General features: G+C 71.2%; 18 protein-coding genes. 5 read left to right on the plus strand and 13 right to left on the minus strand.

Annotation, left to right across the window (positions count from 1 at the left end; all coding sequences use genetic code 11):
* The 9 genes from EOINJALH_RS25890 to EOINJALH_RS25930 form a co-directional block, all read right to left on the minus strand.
* Positions 1 to 700, minus strand: a 700-nt coding sequence (locus tag EOINJALH_RS25890) for a PfkB family carbohydrate kinase (protein ID WP_234414048.1), incomplete at its 3' end; no start/stop codon positions are given.
* Positions 697 to 1,674: an alcohol dehydrogenase catalytic domain-containing protein gene (locus EOINJALH_RS25895; protein ID WP_088285638.1), complete on the minus strand. Its 978-nt coding sequence runs from the start codon at positions 1,672 to 1,674 to the stop codon at positions 697 to 699. The genes EOINJALH_RS25890 and EOINJALH_RS25895, both read right to left, overlap by 4 nt.
* A gap of 7 nt (positions 1,675 to 1,681) precedes the next feature.
* Positions 1,682 to 2,689 carry a galactitol-1-phosphate 5-dehydrogenase gene (locus EOINJALH_RS25900; RefSeq protein ID WP_088285640.1) on the minus strand — a complete coding sequence of 336 codons (1,008 nt, stop codon included), beginning with the start codon at positions 2,687 to 2,689 and terminating at the stop codon, positions 1,682 to 1,684.
* A gap of 67 nt (positions 2,690 to 2,756) precedes the next feature.
* Positions 2,757 to 3,527: an SDR family NAD(P)-dependent oxidoreductase gene (locus EOINJALH_RS25905; protein WP_088285642.1), complete on the minus strand. Its 771-nt coding sequence runs from the start codon at positions 3,525 to 3,527 to the stop codon at positions 2,757 to 2,759.
* 25 nt (positions 3,528 to 3,552) lie between these two features.
* Positions 3,553 to 4,866 carry a histidinol dehydrogenase gene (gene hisD, locus EOINJALH_RS25910; protein WP_088285644.1) on the minus strand — a complete coding sequence of 438 codons (1,314 nt, stop codon included), beginning with the start codon at positions 4,864 to 4,866 and terminating at the stop codon, positions 3,553 to 3,555.
* Between the two features lie 28 nt (positions 4,867 to 4,894).
* Complete coding sequence (locus EOINJALH_RS25915) at positions 4,895 to 6,169, minus strand: TRAP transporter large permease (protein ID WP_088285646.1); 1,275 nt, start codon at positions 6,167 to 6,169, stop codon at positions 4,895 to 4,897.
* Between the two features lie 55 nt (positions 6,170 to 6,224).
* Positions 6,225 to 6,743 carry a TRAP transporter small permease gene (locus tag EOINJALH_RS25920; protein WP_088285648.1) on the minus strand — a complete coding sequence of 173 codons (519 nt, stop codon included), beginning with the start codon at positions 6,741 to 6,743 and terminating at the stop codon, positions 6,225 to 6,227.
* A gap of 50 nt (positions 6,744 to 6,793) precedes the next feature.
* The gene (locus EOINJALH_RS25925; protein WP_088285650.1) at positions 6,794 to 7,948 is read right to left on the minus strand and encodes a TRAP transporter substrate-binding protein; all 1,155 of its coding nucleotides are present in this window, start codon (positions 7,946 to 7,948) and stop codon (positions 6,794 to 6,796) included.
* A 66-nt stretch (positions 7,949 to 8,014) separates the two neighbouring features.
* Complete coding sequence (locus tag EOINJALH_RS25930; RefSeq protein WP_088285652.1) at positions 8,015 to 8,230, minus strand: hypothetical protein; 216 nt, start codon at positions 8,228 to 8,230, stop codon at positions 8,015 to 8,017.
* Positions 8,231 to 8,390: 160 nt separating this feature from the next.
* Here EOINJALH_RS25930 and EOINJALH_RS25935 point away from each other — a divergent pair, with 160 nt between their 5' ends.
* The 5 genes from EOINJALH_RS25935 (at position 8,391) to EOINJALH_RS25960 (ending at position 13,686) form a co-directional block, all read left to right on the plus strand.
* Positions 8,391 to 9,431, plus strand: coding sequence for a LacI family DNA-binding transcriptional regulator (locus tag EOINJALH_RS25935; protein ID WP_088285653.1), 1,041 nt, complete (start codon positions 8,391 to 8,393; stop codon positions 9,429 to 9,431).
* 97 nt (positions 9,432 to 9,528) lie between these two features.
* Positions 9,529 to 11,046, plus strand: coding sequence for a glutamate--cysteine ligase (gene gshA / locus EOINJALH_RS25940; protein WP_088285655.1), 1,518 nt, complete (start codon positions 9,529 to 9,531; stop codon positions 11,044 to 11,046).
* A gap of 144 nt (positions 11,047 to 11,190) precedes the next feature.
* A complete protein-coding gene (locus EOINJALH_RS25945) occupies positions 11,191 to 11,475 on the plus strand; it encodes a hypothetical protein (protein ID WP_088285657.1) in 285 nt (94 codons plus the stop codon).
* 616 nt (positions 11,476 to 12,091) lie between these two features.
* Entirely contained in the window at positions 12,092 to 12,655 is a 564-nt protein-coding gene (locus EOINJALH_RS25955; RefSeq protein ID WP_234414049.1) for a phosphatase PAP2 family protein, read from the plus strand.
* 125 nt (positions 12,656 to 12,780) lie between these two features.
* Positions 12,781 to 13,686, plus strand: coding sequence for an ADP-ribosylglycohydrolase family protein (locus EOINJALH_RS25960; RefSeq protein ID WP_234414050.1), 906 nt, complete (start codon positions 12,781 to 12,783; stop codon positions 13,684 to 13,686).
* Positions 13,687 to 13,810: 124 nt separating this feature from the next.
* Here the strand turns inward: EOINJALH_RS25960 and EOINJALH_RS25965 are convergent, their stop codons facing one another.
* The 4 genes from EOINJALH_RS25965 to EOINJALH_RS25980 all read right to left on the minus strand — a co-directional run bounded on the left by EOINJALH_RS25965 (position 13,811) and on the right by EOINJALH_RS25980 (position 17,810).
* A complete protein-coding gene (locus EOINJALH_RS25965; RefSeq protein ID WP_088285665.1) occupies positions 13,811 to 14,557 on the minus strand; it encodes a ribonuclease activity regulator RraA in 747 nt (248 codons plus the stop codon).
* Between the two features lie 14 nt (positions 14,558 to 14,571).
* Positions 14,572 to 15,579, minus strand: coding sequence for an Ldh family oxidoreductase (locus EOINJALH_RS25970; RefSeq protein ID WP_088285667.1), 1,008 nt, complete (start codon positions 15,577 to 15,579; stop codon positions 14,572 to 14,574).
* The gene (locus tag EOINJALH_RS25975) at positions 15,576 to 16,502 is read right to left on the minus strand and encodes an NAD(P)-dependent oxidoreductase (protein ID WP_088285669.1); all 927 of its coding nucleotides are present in this window, start codon (positions 16,500 to 16,502) and stop codon (positions 15,576 to 15,578) included. The genes EOINJALH_RS25970 and EOINJALH_RS25975 overlap by 4 nt, the downstream gene beginning before the upstream one ends.
* 132 nt (positions 16,503 to 16,634) lie before the next feature.
* Positions 16,635 to 17,810: a UxaA family hydrolase gene (locus EOINJALH_RS25980; RefSeq protein ID WP_088285671.1), complete on the minus strand. Its 1,176-nt coding sequence runs from the start codon at positions 17,808 to 17,810 to the stop codon at positions 16,635 to 16,637.
* Between the last annotated feature and the right edge of the window lie 2 nt (positions 17,811 to 17,812).

The following is a 17,812-nucleotide window of genomic DNA, read 5'->3' on the forward strand; positions in this document are numbered from 1 at the left end:
CCTCGGGCGCGATGCCGTGGGCGCGCGCCAGCGCGCGCTGCGGCACCGGCGGTCCGCCGGCGTCGCCGGGCTGCGGCCGGGCGGCCGTCGGATCGGCGCCCTCCCCCAGCCACGCGGCCAGGCCCTGGCGCGAGAACACGCACCAGGCAGCCAGCGGCAGCAACGCCTGCAGCACCTCGCGCGGCGCCACCTCGCCGTCCAGCACCGACACCACGCCCGCCGCCCGGGCCTGCCGCAGCGCCTGCGCGGCCGCCTCGGGCCAGCGCGGATCGACCAGCACGCCGGCACAGCCAGGCGGCAGCAGGTCGGCCGGCACCGCAGCGCGCGCCAGCGCATCGCCGCGGAAGCTGTGCACCTGCCGCTCGCCGGCCGCATCCACCAGCACCGCCGACACGCCGGTGCGCGCGGCGCCGACGCGGGCCACGCCACGACAGTCCAGGCCATCGTCGGCCAGTGCCTGCCGCAGCACGTCGCCGGCCACGTCGACACCCACGGCGCTGACCAGCCGCACCCGTGGCCCCGACGCCGGGTCGCGCAGGCGATGGGCCGCCCGCGCCGCGTTGGTGGCCAGCCCGCCAATGCGCATCACGTGTCCGCCAGCGACCCCCTTGCCGCCGTCGGCGCTGAAGCGCTCGACCTGGAACACCTGGTCCAGCACCACCTGGCCGACAAACAGCAGCGTGGCGACAGCCTCGGTCACTCGCCGCCCCGCATCAGCGGCTTGATGCGCTCGCCGGCCATGAAGCGGGCGAACTCCTGCGGCATCTCGGCCATGTCGAACACGTGGTCGACCAGCCGGGCATAGCGCTCGCGGTGGCGGCGCAGCAGCGCGATGTTGGCCGCGTGGTCGCCCTTGGGAAAGTAGAACGAGCGCACCAGGAAGAAGTCCTTGCGGCGCACGGGCTTGCTCTCGTGCACCGTCCACGGCTCGTCGTTCTCGCCCACCCACAGCATCACGCCCTGCGCAGCCACCACCTCCAGCCCCTGGTCGCGCGCGGCCAGGTTGCCGCTGGATTCCAGCACCAGGTCGAAGCGCCGGCTGCGGTCACCCACCGGGTGCAGGCGCGCGCCCATCGATTCGGCCAGGGCGCCCCGGTGCGGCCGCGGGTCGGCCACGTGCACATCCGTGGCCCCCATGTCCTGCAGCGCGATCAGCCCTCCCAGGCCCACCGGGCCGGCGCCGGTGACCAGCACCCGCATCGACGCCAGATCGCGCAGCAGCGGCCGCACCAGGCGCAGCGCATGGGTGGCGGTGCCGATGGTGTCCAGCAGCAGCGGCGCCAGGTCGTCGGGGATGTCGTCGGGCACCGGCAGCAGGCACTGTTCGGGCACCGACAGCGCCTGGCCGTAGCCGCCGTCGCGGTTCCAGCCGACCAGCGTGGATTCGCGCTCGCAGGTGTGCGTCTGCCCCGCCAGGCATTGCGCGCAGACGCCGCAGTGCACGGGGATGTAGACCACGCTGCGCTGGCCGTGCAGGTCATGGCCGGGCTGGTCGACGGTGCCGAAGATCTCGTGGCCCGGCGTGTGCGCCGCGCCCTTGTGCCACAGCTTGCCGTCGCTGCCGCACAGCGCGGTGCGGCGCACGCGCAGCAGCACCTCGCCGGCCGGCACCTCGGGCCAGGGGCGGTCGATCAGTTCGACCTGCCGGGCACCGGCAAAGCGGATGGCGCGCATCAGCGGCTCAGTGCTGCGGCTCGAGCACCAGCTTGGCCGCGGCGACGCGGCCGTGGTGCAAGTCGTCGAAGGCGCGGGCGCCATCGGCCAGCGGCCGGCGCTCGACCCACGACAGGTCGCCGAACACGCCGCGGGCCAGCGCGGCCACGGTGGCGCGCAGGTCGGCGGTGCTGTAGGTGTAGGTGCCCAGCAGCGTGATCTCGGCCAGCGTGAGCTTGCGCATGTCGATCTCGCTGGCCCAGTCCTGCAGCCCGATGTGCATGACCACGCCGCCGGGCTTGACCGCCGCCAGCGCCGACTGGCGCGTCCTGGCGCTGCCCACGGCGTCGATCACGTAGTCGAAGGCGTTCTCCTCCGGGCCCTGTGCGATCGGGTCGAAGGTGGCGCAGCGCGCGTGCTGCTCGATCGACGTGCGGCGCAGCGGGTTGACCTCGGCCACCGCCAGCCGGTCGACGCCGTAGTGACGCAACAGCAGCGCGGCCAGCATGCCGATGGCGCCACCACCCAGCACCAGCACGCGGCATTCGGGCAGCGGGCGCACCAGACTCTTCATCGACAGGTTGATCGCGTGCAGCGCGGTGGCGCCGGGTTCGGTGAGCGCCGCCTCCACCGAGCCCAGGCTGTCGGGCAGCGGGATCAGGCAGCCGGCGGGAATGCCCATCTGCTGCGCGAAGGCGCCGGGCCGCGTCATGCCAACCATGGTGCGGTGGGCGCACAGGTTGTCGCGGCCCTGCACGCAGTACTCGCAGTGGCCGCAGACGATCAGCGGGTTGCCGGTGGCACGCATGCCTTCCTGCCACAGCGGGTGCATGCTGGAAACCACGGTGCCGGAGAACTCGTGGCCCAGCACCAGGCCGGGCTTGCGGCGCGGGTCGTGGCCATGGTAGGCGTGCATGTCCGAGCCGCAGATGCCCACGGCGTCGATGCGCAGCACCACGTCGCCGGGCACCATCGTGGGCTCGGGCCGGTCGAGCAACTGCACTTCGTTGGGTTGGGTGTAGACGAGGGCTTTCATGTCGGGTGGACGCGCTTTTCAGGCGTCATGTAGGTTTCGCGGTTCATGGCGCGGCTCATGGCGCCGCTCACTGCGCCGTGTACCCGCCGTCGACCATCAGCGTCTGCCCGGTGATGTAGGCACTGGCCGGGCTGGCCAGGAAGACGGTGGCGCCGTGCAGGTCGTCCAGCCGGCCGTTACGACCGATGGCGGTGCGCCGGGCGTGCAGCTCGGCCAGCGCCGTGTCGGCGAACACCGGCGCGGTCAGGTCGGTGGGAAAGAAGCCCGGGCCGATGGCGTTGCAGGTGATGCCGCGGCCCGACCAGGCCTGCGCGATGGCGCGTGTGAGCTGCACCACCCCGCCCTTGCCGGCGCCATAGGGCGCGCCGTTGGCGAACGCGCGGGTGGACTGCAGCGACGCGATGTTGATGATGCGCCCCCAGCCACGCTCGGCCATGCCCGGCGCCAGGGCCTGGGTCAGGAAGAAGGGCGCGCCCAGGTGCAGCGCGAGTTGCAGGTTCCAGCCCTCGGGCGTCACCTCGTCGAAGGGCTGGCGCAGGTTGACGCCGGCGGCGTTGACGAGGATGTCCACCGGCCCGGCCTGCGCCGCGATGGCCTGCCCGGCGGCGGGCAGCGCCTCGGTGCGTGACAGGTCGAGCGCCAGCGTGTCGCAGGCGATGCCCTCGGCGCGCAGGCGTTGCGCGGCGGCCCCGAGCTGGGCCTCGCGACGGGCCACCAGCAGCACGGCCGCGCCGGCGCGGCCCAGCGCGGTGGCCATGGCCTCGCCGATGCCGGCGTTGCCGCCGGTGACCACCGCGCGGCGGCCGGCGAGCGAGAACCAGTCGGTCAGGGCAGACATGCCGGCACCGTGTCGGCGACGCGCCTCACACCTTCACCGGGTCGCCCAGGTCGAAGGACTGGCCCGGGAAGTACTTGGCCAGCCGATCGTCGGCGGTGCGCGCATGGCCCTCCATGCCCTCGAGCCGCGAGATGCGGGCGGTGACCTCGCCGATGTCGCGCGCGGCCTCGCGGGTCATGCGCTGCCAGGTGAGCGTCTTCATGAACTTGTGCACCGACAGGCCGCCCGAGTAGCGCGAGGCGCCCTTGGTGGGCAGCACGTGGTTGGGGCCGCTGGCCTTGTCGCCATAGGCCACGGTGGTTTCCTCGCCGAGGAATAGCGATCCGTAGCAGGTGAGCGTGGCCAGCCACCAGTCGAGGTCGCGCGCATGCACTTCGAGGTGCTCGCTGGCATAGCGGTCGGACACCGCGGCCACCTCCTCACGCGTGTCGCAGACGATGACCTCGCCGTAGTCGCGCCAGGCGGCGCCGGCGGCGTCGCGGGCGGTGGGCGGCAAGGCCTCGATCAGCGGCGGCACCAGGCGCATCACGGCCTCGGCCAGCGCGTGCGAGGTGGTGAACAGCCAGGCAGGCGATTCGTGGCCGTGCTCGGCCTGGCCGACCAGGTCGCTGGCCACCATGGCCGGGTCGGCCGAGTCGTCGGCGATCACCGCCACCTCCGAAGGGCCGGCGAACACGTCGATGCCCACCTTGCCGAACAGCGTGCGCTTGGCCTCGGCGACGAACTTGTTGCCCGGCCCCACCACCACGTCGGCCGGCTGGCCGGTGAACAGGCCGTAGGCCAGCGTGGCGATGGCCTGCACGCCGCCCAGCGTCATCACCACGTCGGCCCCGGCAGCCTTGAAGGCATACAGCACATGCGGGTGCATGCCGCCGCCGCGGAAGGGCGACGAGCAGGCGATGATGGTCTTCACCCCCGCGGCCTTGGCGGTGGCCACGGTCATGTAGGCCGAGGCGATGTGCGCATAGCGCCCGGCCGGCGCGTAGCACCCCACCACGTTGACCGGCAGCACCCGCTGCCCCGCGGTGACGCCGGCGTGCAGCGGCACCGAGAACTCGGCCAGCGAGCGGCGCTGCGCGTGGGCGAAGTCGCTGATCTGCTTGACCGCGAAATCGATGTCGGCGCGCACCTGCGCCGGCACGGTGGCGATGGTGGCCTCGATCTGCGCCGGGCTCATCACGATGTCGCCCGTCCACTGGTCGAGCGAGCGGGCGTAGTCGCGCACGGCCTGCTCGCGGCCGGCCTCGATGCCGGCGAGCATGTCGACCACCACCTTCTGCGCGGCGGCGGTTTCGGTCTCGGGGGTCTTGCTGGCCTTCTTCAGGTAGGTGATGCCCATGGCGGATGCGTCCTGGAATGCCTGGGCCTCAACGGCCCAGCGCGAAGGTGGAAATCGATGGCACGAAACCGATCAGCGCCGACACGCCGACCATCACCAGCGCGAACGGCGCGGCGCGCGCGGCGATGGCCGACACCGGCGTGCGGGTGAGGCCCGACATGACGAACAGGTTCAGGCCGAAGGGCGGGGTGATGAAGCCCAGGCCCAGCGTGGTGATCATGAAGACGCAGAAGTGCACCTGGTCCATGCCCACCGCCTTGGCCAGCGGCCACAGCAGCGGGCCGAAGACGACGATGTTGGGGCCGGTTTCCATGAACATGCCGGCCACCACCCAGATGGCCAGGAACAGCAGCACGATGGCGGTGCGGCCGGTACCGAAGCCCATCACCCATTCGACGAACTGCTGCGGCACGTTGAGCACGGTGAGCGCCTGCGAGAACAGCAGCGCCACCGCGATGATCGGCAGCACCACGCCGCACACGCGCGCCGAGGTGCCCAGCATCGCCGGGAAGTCGGCCAGCGTGAGCCGCCGCTGGGCCAGGCCGGTGCCCACCGCCACCGTCACCGCCACCGCGGCCGATTCGGTGGGCGTGAAGACACCCGAGTAGATGCCGCCCAGGATGATCAGCGGGATCGACAGCGCGAAGCGGGCCTCCCACAGCGCGCGCAGCCACACCTGCAGGTCGAACCGGCCATTCGCATGCTCATAACCCTTGATGCGGTTGATGACGGCATTGGTGACCATCACCGACACCAGCACGATGACGCCGGGCACGAAGGCGGCGAGGAAGAGCGTGGAACTCGACACGCCCAGCACCAGCCCGATGATGATGTAGGCGATCGACGGGGGGATCAGGATGCCGGTGCAGGCGCCCGAGGCCACCAGGGCGCACGCGTACTCCTTGGGATAGCCCCGCTCGACCAGCCGGGCCATCGTCAGCCGGCCCACGGCGGCGGCGTCGGCGGCGTCGCTGCCCGAGATGCAGGCGAACAGGCCGCAGCCCATCACGGTGGAGGTGCCGAAGCCCGAACGCAGCGACCCGAAACTGGCCTCGGCGAAGTTGAGCAGCTTTTCGCCCAGGCCGGTGCGCACCATGGCGTCACCGGTGAGCACGAACAGCGGGATGGCGATCAGGGCGAAGGAGTCGACGCCCTCGAAAAGCGCCTCGCCCACCAGCGTGAGCGGCAGCGCCTGCGTGCCGACGAGCATGGCCACCGTGCCCAGACCCATCGACACCCAGAAGGGCACGCCGATCATCAGCAGGGCGATCAGCCCGACGACGGACAAGGCGACGACGTTCATCGTGTGCCTCCGCCCTGCAGGCGCATCGAACCTGAATCGACACAGGACGGCATGCTCATTCCTCGAACATCGCCTTGCCGGCGTAGGGCGCGCGGCCGGCGCGCAGGTCTCGCCAGTCGCCGACGATGCGCTGGCTGCTGCGGAAGATGATCAGCGCGAAGGCGATGGGCACCGCCGCCTCGAACCAGGCCTTGTTGACGCGCAGCACCGGTGTCTGGCCCTCGAACTGCAGCAACTGGCGGATGGTGTGCAGGCTCCAGTACAGCGCGATGCAGGCGAACACGATGGTGGCCAGCTCGGCGACGATGAACACCACCGCCTTGCCGCGCGGGCCCATGCGCTGCAGCAGGATGTCGAAGCGGATGTGCGCGCGCTCGCGCACCGCGTAGGCCGCGCCGATCCAGCCGAGGTAGATGAAGGCGTAGCGTGCGGCCTCCTCGCCCCAGGCCGACGAGAAGTTGAAGACGAAGCGCCGCACCACCTCCTGCACGATGACGATGCAGCAGAAGGTGTAGAACACCAGCATCGCCCAGCGTTCGGCGTTCTCGTCAAGGGCGGAGAGGACGCGGCGCATCAGTGGCAGGGTGGGCGTGGTGCGGGCAGGGCCGAAGGACTTGGCATCGTTCAGAGCTTGAAGTCAGGCACGGTGATCGGGCCCTTGGTGTTGGCGGCCTTCTTGAAGTTGTCGAACGCCGCCATCGAGCCGGCGAACTGCAGCTTGAACTCGTCGTACTCCTTGCGCTGCTCGCCGCAGGTGTCCATCCACTGCTTCATCTCGCCGTCGGTGGGGTTGTAGAACTGGCAGCCGCCCTCGCGCAGGATGCGCATGCTCTCGGTGCGGGCCTTCTCGATCTGCGCGAAGGTCTCGATCTGCGTCTGCTCGTTGGCGGCGTCGAAGGCCTTGCGCAGGTCGTCGGGCAATTGCTGGTACCACGCGGCATTGGCCGCGAACATCTGCGCATCGGGCACCGACCGGATGTACGAGATGTGGCCCAGCAGGTCGTGGAAGCCGAAGGTGGCCAGCGCGCTGATGGCGGGATCGAGCCCGTCGGCCACACCCTGCTTGATGGCCGTGGCCGTCTCGCCCCAGGGCACCACGGTGGGGTTGGCGCCGGCCAGGCGGTAGAAGGTCTGCAGCAGCTTGGACGGCGGCACGCGCATCTTCATGCCCTGCATGTCGGACGGCGTCTTCACCAGCTTGAAGCCCTTGCGGGTGGCGATGGTGCGCGGGTCGACCGTGAAGTAGAACAGCGGCTTGTAGCCCTTGGCCATGACCTTGGGCGTGATCTCGTCGTTCCAGGCCTTGCTGGTGACGAGGTTGGCAAAGCGCTGGTTGTCGCCGCACCAGTAGGGGATGTTGATCAGGTCGACCACCGGCGTGTACGGCGAGAAGTTGGACAGCGACACCGCGCCGCCCTGCACCGTGCCGGCCTGGATCTTCTGCGCCAGCGCGGCGCCGATGCCCAGCTGGCCCGCGGGGTGCAGCTTGCAGTAGATCTGGCCCTTGGACTGCGCCTCGACGTTGTCCTTGTACTTGGCCTGCATGATCGGGTACTTCACGTAGTCCTCGATCTTGTATTCGGTGGCGAAGAGCATGGTCACCTTGGCGGCCTTCTGCTTCTTCTCTTCGTCGGCCGCGGTCTGGGCCATCGCCTGACCGTCGAACAGGTAGCCGCCGGCCAGGCCCAAGACGGCCGCGGTGAAGCCATGCCGGCGAACCGCCAGCAGGAACTGGCGGCGTTGCGCGGACAGGTCGGTGGGGGTGTCGAGCGGGTTCATGCGGTCTCCTTGTGTAGGTCTTGGCACCGTGCCTGGCGCCGGCGGTTGGGGCAGGTGTGCGGTGGGTCAGGCGGGCGGCCGCACGCGCACGGCCTCGTCGGCGAACAGGCCCACCGCGAACGCGGTGACGCAGGCCAGCACCAGCAGGAACTCGCCGATGTCGCCCAGCGGCCCGCCGGTGACCCGCGCGGCCAGCTTGAGCGCGATCACGTAGACGGCATACACCACCGCCAGAGCGGCGGCCACGCGGTAGGCCCAGCGGCGGACGAGGGTGATGGGCATCGGGGATCGGCAGAGTTCTGTAAGCGCTTACAGATGGTTCCCGACTGCCGCCGTGGTGTCAAGCCACGAAGCGAGGCAACCGGTCGGTGCTTTCCCTATGGGTGTTGGCCCACCCGGCCCGTGCACCGGCCACCTAGAATCGATGTAAGCGATTTCTGAAATGGACCGAAGCACCGCCCCCACCGTCGAGGACGTGGCCCGCGCCGCGGGCGTGTCCACCGCCACCGTGTCGCGGGCGCTGAACCGCCCCGACGCCGTGCGCCCGGCCCTGCGCGACCGCGTGCTGGCGGCCGTGGCGCAACTGGGCTACGTGGCCCATGCCGGCGCGCGGGCGATGTCGCTGCGGCGCAGCGGCACGGTGGGCGTGGTCGTGCCGACCATCGACAACGCCATCTTCGCGCGCGGCCTGCAGGCCTTCCAGCAGCGCATGGCCCAGGCCGGCCACCTGGTGCTGCTGGCCTTCAGCGACTACGACGCCGCGCAGGAAGAAGCCCAGGCCCAGGCGCTGCTGGCGCGCGGGGTGGATGCGCTGGCGCTCACCGGCATCAGCCAGCGCCCTGCCCTGACCGCGCGGCTGGCCCAGCGCGGCCTGCCCTGGGTGCATACCGGCAGCTTTCCCGCGCCGGCGGGCACCGCCTGCGTGGGGTTTCGCAACCGCGAGGCCATCGAGCGCGCGGTGCGCTACCTGCTGGACCTGGGCCACCGCCGCATCGCGATGCTGGCCGGCATCACCGCCGACAACGACCGCGCCGCCGAGCGCGTGGCCGGCGTGCGCCACGCCCTGGCCGCCGCCGGTCTGCGCCTGTCGCCCAAGGCCCTGGTGGAGGCGGCCTACACGCTGCAGGCCGCGCGCGAGGGCACGCGCACGCTGCTGTCGGCCGACCCCGCCCCCACCGCGCTGCTGTGCGGCAACGACGTGCTGGCCTGGGGGGCGCTGCTCGAGTGCCAGGCCCGCGGCGTGGCGGTGCCGCAGGCGCTGTCGATCGTCGGCTTCGACGACCTCGAGCTGTCGCGCCACTGGCAGCCCGCGCTGACCACCGTGCGCGTGCCCACCGAGCGCATGTGGACGCTGGCCGCCGACTACCTGCTGGCCCGGCTGGACGGCCGCCTCGCCGAGCCGCAGCAGCAGGAGATCGAGGTGGAACTGCTGGTGCGCGGATCCACCGCGCCGCCGCCCAGGACAGCCCGCCGCCGCGGCTGAAACGCCCTTGCGCTACACCAGATCGGCTTGACCCGTTGTCGTGCGGCGGCCACGCAAACCTGCTACGGTCACGTTTCGAGACCAGAGAGTTGCTGCCATGACCCGACTGACCACCGCCCTGAAGGCCCTGTCGCCCGACCGCCTGCGCGGCATGCGCCGAGGCATCGAGAAGGAAAGCCTGCGCGCCCAGCCCAGCGGCAGCCTGGCCTTGACGCCCCACCCGGCCGCGCTGGGCTCTGCGCTCACGCACCCGCGCATCACCACCGACTACTGCGAATCGCAGCTCGAGCTGATCACCGGCGTGCACGACAGCGTCGAGGCCTGCGAGACCGAGCTGACGCAGATCCACCAGTTCGTCTACCGAGCGCTCGGCGACGAGCGCCTGTGGGTGGGCAGCATGCCCTGCGGCCTGCCGGGCGACGAGAGCATCCCGATCGGCCGCTACGGCTCGTCCAACCTGGGCCGCGCCAAGAGCATCTACCGCATGGGCCTGGGGCTGCGCTACGGCCGGCGCATGCAGACCATCTCGGGCATCCACTACAACTGGTCGCTGCCGGGCCTGAGCAACGACGAGCACTTCGCGCTCATCCGCAACTTCCGCCGCCAGGCCTTCGTGCTGCTGCAACTGTTCGGCGCGTCGCCGGCGGTGTGCCCCAGCTTCGTCGAGGGCCGCGACCATGAGTTGCAGCGCCTGTCCGAGCATTCGCTCTACCTGCCCCACGCCACCTCGCTGCGCATGGGCCGCCTGGGCTACCAGAGCGACGCGCAGGCGGCCCTGGCCGTCAGCTACAACAGCCTCGAGAGCTTTGCCGGATCGCTGCACGGCGCGCTCACCCGGCCGCACCCGCCGTACGAGGCCGTGGGCCTGCGCAACCTGGGCGGCGAATACCAGCAACTGGCCACCAGCCTGATCCAGATCGAGAACGAGTTCTACGGCACCATCCGGCCCAAGCGCGTGATCCGCCCGGGCGAGCGCCCGCTGCATGCGCTGCGCGAGCGCGGCGTCGAGTACATCGAGGTGCGCTGCATGGACCTCGACCCCTTCGTGCCGGTGGGCATCCGCGCCGAAACCATGCGCATGCTCGACGTCTTCCTGCTGCACTGCCTGCTCAGCGACAGCCCGCCCGACACGCCCGAAGAGATCGCCCGCATGGCGCACAACCAGCACCGCACCGCGGCGCGCGGCCGCGAGCCCGGCCTGCGGCTGGAGCGCGGCGGCGCCGAGGTGCCGCTGATGGAGTGGGCGGCCGAGATCCTGTACGAATGCCGGCCCATCGCCGCGGCGCTGGACGCGCTGGACGGCGGCACGCGCCACACCACGGCGCTGGCCAATGCGGTGGCCGCGCTGGACGCACCGGCCACGCTGCCCTCGGCCCGCGTGCTCGACGCCATGCAGCGCGATTTCGAGCGCTCGTACACGCGCTTCATCCGCGCACAGTCCGACGCCACGCGCGAGCACCTGATGGCCCTGCCCTTCCCGGCCGAGGTGCAGGCCCGCTTCGAGGCGATGTCGCTGGCCTCGGTCGACGAGCAACGCCGCATCGAGGCGGCCGACACGCAGCCCTTCGAGCTGTGGCGCCGGCACTACCTGTCGCCGGAGCGCTTGACGATCTGATCGGCCCGAGGCCGGTCGGGCCCGGCCCGCCGCGGGTGCACCGACCGGTGCGACAGGACAGCAGGCGCTCAGAATGTCTTAAGGTCCGCCGCCCAAAGTCGCGTCACAGTCACCGTCGACTGGACCCGGTCGAAAGGAAAGACCATGACCTTCAGCCCCATTGGCGTCGTGCTGTGCCTCGCCGCAGCCCTGACCAGTTTCTCGTCCCACGCGGGTGACCATCGCAAGGAGTCACGGGTCGATCGTGACGGCAAATCCGTCCTGCAGGCCATCACGGTCCGCGCCAAGGCCGGTGAGCCCGGCCATGGCTGGCAGTTCTTCAGCGATGCCCCTCGGCGCCGAGCCGTTGTCATCAGCCCCAACGGCCACTACTACTACAGCCACGGAGAGGGTCTCGAACTCGTGTTCAAGGCCAGCACCGCCGCCTGATCGCCTGCCGAGCGGCCCCGAACCGCCGAGGCCCTTGCCAGGCCAGGCGCGCTGACTCAGGGGCCGCCCTCGGGCCCGGCGCCGCACCGGCGCTGGCCGCTCCGCTCGAACGCTGGGCCCCACAGGGCAGCCCTGTGGCATCTTCGCGGCCTTCGCCCCTCGGATCCGACCGCCGCCGGGCTGTACGACCGACGGGGCGGGCAGTGGTTCAGGCGGGCCTTCTGCATCACGACCAGGGCACCATGCCGATCGACGGCGTGGCCGAGCGACGCACGGGCAAGGAGTCGCTGGAACGCCTGGGCGACAACGTCTGCCTCACTGTCTCGGGCCCGTCGCGCGCCCGCGTCCCACGCGACGGGGACGACCGCCTGAACCTGGATCACCTGCCTGGCCATGTCCACGGCCGCCCCAAGACCATCGGCGCCCCTGTAATCTCCGGCCTGGGCGTCCCCGCTCGAACGTCAGATCGTCAACCCGCACGTCGATCTGGCGGCCATCGACGCCGTCGATGGAGGGTGAGGGATCCCTTCGTGTGCGCGGGAGCGTCGACGCCTTGCGGCCGTGCCACGCTCGACGGGACCCTTGTCTGCCGCACAACCCGAGCCGAGATGCCACCATGACGCCGATGTCTCTCGTCCCCCCACCGCGCTCGCGGGCTGCGCCGATGCTCATGGCGTCGGCGCTGCTGGTCGCGGCGCCTGCGCAGGCTCAATCGCAGCGCAGTGCAGGCAACTTCCTCGCCACGGCGATTCCCCTCGGGACGCTCGCGACCGAACTGTATCGAGGCGACCGAGACGGGGCCCGGCAGTTTGCGGCGACGTTCATGGCCGCCACCGCCAGCACCGAGGTGCTCAAGCGCGTCACCGACGTTCAACGGCCCGACGAATCGAACAATCTGTCGTTTCCTTCGGGCCACGCGGCGCGAGCCTTCTCGTCGGCCGCGTACGTGCGGCATCGGCATGGCCTAGAAGCCGCCGCCCCGCTCTATCTAGCGGCACTCTACGTCGGGCACACCCGGGTCTCCGCACGGCGGCACCGCTGGGCCGACATCGCCGGCGCGGCCGTCGTCTCCGAGATCGCTGCGGCCTATCTGGTGCGACGCGCGCCCGACGCGCCGGTGTCGATGCTGGCGGTCCTGGATCGCGGGTATGTCGGCGTCCATGTCACCTTGAACTGGTGACCCCCCTGTGGCTGCGCCACCCACCCATCGACGCGAGGCGGCTGACCGGGCGTCGAACCGCAGTGACTGCGGCCAGGTGCCGTGGCCTCGCACGCCGTTCATCCATGTGAGAGAAAGGCTCCGCCGTGCGCTACCCAACCCGCCTGGATGATCGATTTGCCGGCGTGATGCTCGGTCTGGCGTGTGGCGATGCCGTGGGCGCCACCACCGAGTTTCTGGAACGAGGCACCTTCGAACCCGTCACCGACATGATCGGTGGCGGCGTCTACGAACTCGAACCGGGCGAGTGGACCGACGACACCTCGATGGCCATGTGCCTCGCCGAGAGCCTGGTCGCCTCCGAGTCGTTCGACCCCATGGATCAGATGATTCGTTACCTCAGCTGGTACCGGCGCGGCTACTGGAGCGCCAAGGCGCACTGCTTCGACATCGGTCAAACGACCGAACACGCCATCCGGCTGTTCGAGAAGACACGCCACCCGTGGTGCGGCCCGACCCACGCCATCACGGCCGGAAACGGCTCCGTGATGAGGCTGGGCCCGGTCGTCCTTCGCTACTTCCCGAACGAAGACGAGGTCCTCCACTGCGCGGCCGAAAGCTCGCGCACCACCCACGGCGCCACACTGGCCGTCGAAGGCTGTCGGCTGCTGGCCCAGGCCCTGTTGAATCTGCTGAAGGGCTGCCCCAAGGACCGGTGCCTGGAAGGCGCCGCCCAGCACGTCGCGCAGGCTCGACTGCGCAGGATCGCCGATGGGGCGTTCCTCAAGAAGCCGAGAAGTCGCATCCAGAGTTCCGGCTTTGTGGTGCACACGCTCGAGGCGGCGCTGTGGTGTCTGAATCGAACCGCGAGCTTCGAGGACGCGGTCCTCCTGGCGGCGAACCTCGGGGACGATGCCGACACGGTTGGCGCCGTGACAGGCCAACTGGCCGGAGCGCACTACGGGGCCAGCGGGATCCCGGATCGGTGGCTGCAGCGGCTGCACCGCAAGAACGACATCGAAACGCTGGCCTTGTGCCTGAGGCGCCTCTAGGCAAGCGATCCCGAGCCCAGCGCACGACCCCGGCGGCGCCGACGGGCCACCCTGCCCGGGCCGCTGGCACCCGGTGCATCGTCAACGGCCCGGGGGCCGACGGCCGGTCGCCCGGCGCCGGGCTTCAGCCTGGCCCGCCGCCGCCAGGCGCCGCCTGCGCGTCCACCCACGCCCGATAACGCGCCGCATTGGCCTCGTTCGGCGGATACAGCCCGGGCAGCGCTTGTCCGGCGGACACCTGGTCCATGATCCAGCCCTCGAGCCGCTCCTGCTCGGCGGCGGCGGAGGTCACCTCGTCGACCAGCGCGGCCGGGATGAGCACCGCGCCATCGTCGTCGACGACGACCACGTCGTTGGGGAACACGGCCACGCCGCCGCAGCCGATGGGCTCCTGCCAGCCGACGAAGGTCAGGCCCGCCACCGAGGCTGGGGCGGCCACGCCCTGGCTCCACACTGGCAGGCCGGTGGCGCGCACGCCGGCGCCGTCGCGCACCACGCCGTCGGTGACCAGCGCCGCCACGCCACGCTTGACCATGCGGGCGCACAGGATGTCGCCGAACACGCCGGCGTCGGTGACGCCCATCGCGCCGACCACCGCGATGCAGCCGGGCGGCATGTCCTCGATGGCCGCGCGGGTGGAGATGGGCGAGCCCCACGAGGCCGGCGTGGCCAGGTCTTCGCGCGCCGGCACGAAGCGCAGCGTGAAGGCCCGACCCACCAGGCGCGGTTGGCCCGCCTGCATCGGCCGAGCGCCGCGCATCCAGACGTTGCGCAGGCCTTTCTTCAGCAGCACCGTGGTCAGCGTGGCGGTGGTGATGGTGGACAGCACGGCCACCAGGCGGGGGTCGAGGGGCAGCGGTTCGGTGCGCATGGCGGTGCTCCTGGTCAGGACGCGGCCGCGCGCCAGGCGGCCACCAGCGCGTCGGGCACGTCCAGGCCATTGGCCTCGGCGTGGCGGCGCAGTGCCTCGCGGCGGGCGCCGGGCAGGCGCACACCCTCGTCCTTCATCAGCTCGCCGATCAGCAGCTCGACGCGGTCGAGGTAGTGGTCGGCGCCGGCCAGCGCGCCCGGGTCGACCAGCACGAAGGCCTGGCCGATGCCGGGCCGGTTGCCCTCGTCGACGAAGAAGCTCGAGGCCTCGAAGCCGAAGCGTGCGCCGATGACGGCGGTGACCAGCAGTTCGACCACCAGCGCCAGCATCGCGCCCTTGGGCGAGGTGGCCGCGCCGATCGGCAGCATCGAGCCGGCCAGACCGGCCTGCGGATCGGTGGTGGGCCGGCCCTCGGCGTCGAGCGCCCAGCCTTCAGGGATCGGCTTTCCGGCCTTGGCGGCCACCATCAGCTTGCCGCGCGCCACTTCCGACAGGCTCAGGTCGATCATCAGCGGGTCGGCGCCGCGGCGCGGGAACACCGCCGCCACCGGGTTGGTGCCGAACACCGGGTGGCACCCGCCGGCCGCCGGCATGGCCGCCGGCGAATTGGCAAAGCCCAGGCCCACCAGGCCCGCTGCCGCGGCGGCGCGCAGGTGGTCCACCACCACGCCGCAGTGGTGGCTGCGCACCACGCCCGCAAAGGCCACGCCGTGCTCGCGCGCGGCGGCGATGGCCTCGCGCACCGCCAGTTCGCAGGCCGGGAAGGCCAGGCCTTCGCCGGCATCGACCACCAGCGCACCGCCCTTGCGGCGCAGCACGCAGGGCGCTGCCGCGCCATCGACACGGCCATTGCGCAGGTGCGTGGCGTACTGCGCCACGCGCGACAGGCCGTGCGAGCCCAGCCCCTGCGATTCGGCCAGCACCAGCGCGCTGGCGGTGGCCTCGGCCATCGCGGCGCTGGCGCCGGCCTGGCGCAGCGCGGCGGCCACCAGGCCGCGCACTTCATCGACGGGCAGGTTCACGACAGGGCCTCCAGCACCTTGTCGGCGATCAGGAAGCTCACGCGCTCGTTCGATTCGGCGGACACGCCGGCGATGTGCGGCGTGAGCAGCAGGTTGGAGCAATTGGTGAAATGCGGCGACGCCACCAGCGGCTCGGCGCCGAAGACGTCGATCGCCGCGCCGCCGAGGTGGCCGCTGCGCAGCGCGGCCGCCAGCGCCGCCTCGTCGACGATGCCGCCGCGGGCGGTGTTGACCAGCACCGCGCCGTGCTTCATCGACGCGATGCGCGCGCCGTCGAGCAGGCCGCGGGTGGAATCGACCAGCGGCACGTGCAGGCTCACCACGTCGGACATGGTGATCACTTCGTCCAGGCCCGCGCAGCGCACGCCGGACTGGGTGAATGCGGGATGGTCCTGGTCCAGCATGGCGTCGAAGGCGCACACCTCCATGCCCACGCCGCGCGCCAGCCGCGCGGTGAGCTGACCGATGGACCCGAAACCGATCAGCCCCAGCGTCTTGCCGCCCACCTCGCGCCCGCTGGACAAGGCATTGCGCGGCCACTGGCCGGCGGCCACCGCGGCGGTGGACGCATAGGCGCCGCGCAGCAGCAGCATGGCCGAGGCCACCACGTACTCGGCCACCGACAGCGCGTTGGCGCCGGTGGCCGGGATGACGGCCATGCCGCGCGATTCGCAGCCCGGCACGTCGATGTTGTCCAGGCCCACGCCCAGGCGGCCCACCACCTTGCAGCGGCCCAGCGCGGCGAGCAGTTCGCCGCGCACCTGGGTGCGGTTGCGCACGACCACGGCGTCAGCAGCGGCGGCCTCGGCCATCAGCCGCGGTGCGTCGTCCACCAGCAACGGGTCGTACAGCACGTCGTGGCGGGCGCGCAGTTGAGCGACGGCGCGCTCGTCCATGAATTCGGTGATGACGATCCTGGCCATGGTCGACGGTCTCCTTCAAAGTGGGGCAGTCTGCCACGGCAGCGCGGGCGTGGTGGCACCCGCGGGGTGGCCGACCCAGCGCCCGCCGCGCTGGCCGCACGCGATGGCGGCCAGCCCGGTGGCGCGCCGCGGTCAGGCGCTTTCGTACAGGCGCGTCAGCACGAACTCGCGGTGGCCCAGCGCCTCGGCGGCGGTGAGCCGGCCGTTGGCGGTGCGCAGCATGCAGTCGAGCAGCTTGTCGCCGGCCTGGTCGAGCGTGATCTCGCGCTGCAGCAGCCCGGTCACGTCCACATCGACGTGCTCGCTCATCGTGCGCACCGTGCGCGGGTTGGCGCAGATCTTGATGACCGGCACGATCGGGTTGCCGATCACGTTGCCCTGCCCCGTGGGGAAGAAGTGCACCGCGTAGCCCGAGGCCGCGCACAGCGTCACCATCTCGGCCGCGGCGCTGGACGAATCCATGAACCACAGGCCCGGGTGGGTGGGGATCTCGGCCTTGTCGATGACGCCGTCCACCGTGCACTTCTTGCCGATCTTCTGGATGTTGCCCAGGGCCTTCTCCTCGATCGTGGTCAGCCCGCCGGCGATGTTGCCCTTGGTGGGCTGGCTGTCGGACAGGTCGCTCGTCTTGTGGCGGTTGATCACGCCCTGGTAGCGGTCGAACATGAACATGAACTGTTCGCGCACCTTGTCGTTGGCGCAGCGCGCGGCCACGATGTGCTCGCCGCCGGTCAGCTCGGTGGTCTCGCCGAAGCACAGGTAGCTGCCCAGCGCATGCAGCTTGTCGAAGGCGTCGCCCACCGAGGGGTTGGCGCCGCAGCCGCTGGTGGTGTCGCTCTCGCCGCACTTGGTGCTCACCCACAGCTCGTGGATCGGGCAGACCTCGCGCTGCTTCTCGCTGGCCCACTGCACGTACTCGCGCGCGGCCTTGCTGGCGCGCATGATGGTGTCGTGGTCGCCGTGCAGTTCGATGCCGAAGCCGACCACGGGCTTGCCGGTGGCCTTGATGCCGTCGACGACCTTCTGCGTCCAGCCGTCCTCGATGCCGATGACCACCACCGCCGCGACGTTGGGGTTGCAGCCCGCGCCGATGAGGGTGCGGAAGTGCAGGTCGAGGTCGGCGCCGAACTGCAGGCGGCCGTAGGGGTGCGGGATCGCCATCACGCCCTTGATGTTGTGCGCCACGGCCTCGGCCGCGGCATTGGACAGGTCGTCCAGCGGCAGCACGATGACGTGGTTGCGCACGCCGACGCGGCCGTTCTCGCGGCGGTAGCCGAGGAAGGTGGTGTCCTTGCTGATGATGCTCATGG

The sequence above is a fragment of the Ideonella sp. A 288 genome (assembly GCF_002198735.1).
GTDB lineage: Bacteria > Pseudomonadota > Gammaproteobacteria > Burkholderiales > Burkholderiaceae_C > Pseudaquabacterium.

Coding starts and splice junctions, on each gene's coding strand:
- EOINJALH_RS25895 (WP_088285638.1), bottom strand. CDS start 1,674: ATGCGCGCCATCCGCTTTGCCGGTGCCCGGCAGGTCGAACTGATCGAC.
- EOINJALH_RS25915 (WP_088285646.1), bottom strand. CDS start 6,169: ATGAACGTCGTCGCCTTGTCCGTCGTCGGGCTGATCGCCCTGCTGATG.
- EOINJALH_RS25900 (WP_088285640.1), bottom strand. CDS start 2,689: ATGAAAGCCCTCGTCTACACCCAACCCAACGAAGTGCAGTTGCTCGAC.
- EOINJALH_RS25925 (WP_088285650.1), bottom strand. CDS start 7,948: ATGAACCCGCTCGACACCCCCACCGACCTGTCCGCGCAACGCCGCCAG.
- hisD (WP_088285644.1), bottom strand. CDS start 4,866: ATGGGCATCACCTACCTGAAGAAGGCCAGCAAGACCCCCGAGACCGAA.
- gshA (WP_088285655.1), top strand. CDS start 9,529: ATGACCCGACTGACCACCGCCCTGAAGGCCCTGTCGCCCGACCGCCTG.
- EOINJALH_RS25955 (WP_234414049.1), top strand. CDS start 12,092: ATGACGCCGATGTCTCTCGTCCCCCCACCGCGCTCGCGGGCTGCGCCG.
- EOINJALH_RS25965 (WP_088285665.1), bottom strand. CDS start 14,557: ATGCGCACCGAACCGCTGCCCCTCGACCCCCGCCTGGTGGCCGTGCTG.
- EOINJALH_RS25920 (WP_088285648.1), bottom strand. CDS start 6,743: ATGCGCCGCGTCCTCTCCGCCCTTGACGAGAACGCCGAACGCTGGGCG.
- EOINJALH_RS25945 (WP_088285657.1), top strand. CDS start 11,191: ATGACCTTCAGCCCCATTGGCGTCGTGCTGTGCCTCGCCGCAGCCCTG.
- EOINJALH_RS25980 (WP_088285671.1), bottom strand. CDS start 17,810: ATGAGCATCATCAGCAAGGACACCACCTTCCTCGGCTACCGCCGCGAG.
- EOINJALH_RS25905 (WP_088285642.1), bottom strand. CDS start 3,527: ATGTCTGCCCTGACCGACTGGTTCTCGCTCGCCGGCCGCCGCGCGGTG.
- EOINJALH_RS25975 (WP_088285669.1), bottom strand. CDS start 16,502: ATGGCCAGGATCGTCATCACCGAATTCATGGACGAGCGCGCCGTCGCT.
- EOINJALH_RS25935 (WP_088285653.1), top strand. CDS start 8,391: ATGGACCGAAGCACCGCCCCCACCGTCGAGGACGTGGCCCGCGCCGCG.
- EOINJALH_RS25930 (WP_088285652.1), bottom strand. CDS start 8,230: ATGCCCATCACCCTCGTCCGCCGCTGGGCCTACCGCGTGGCCGCCGCT.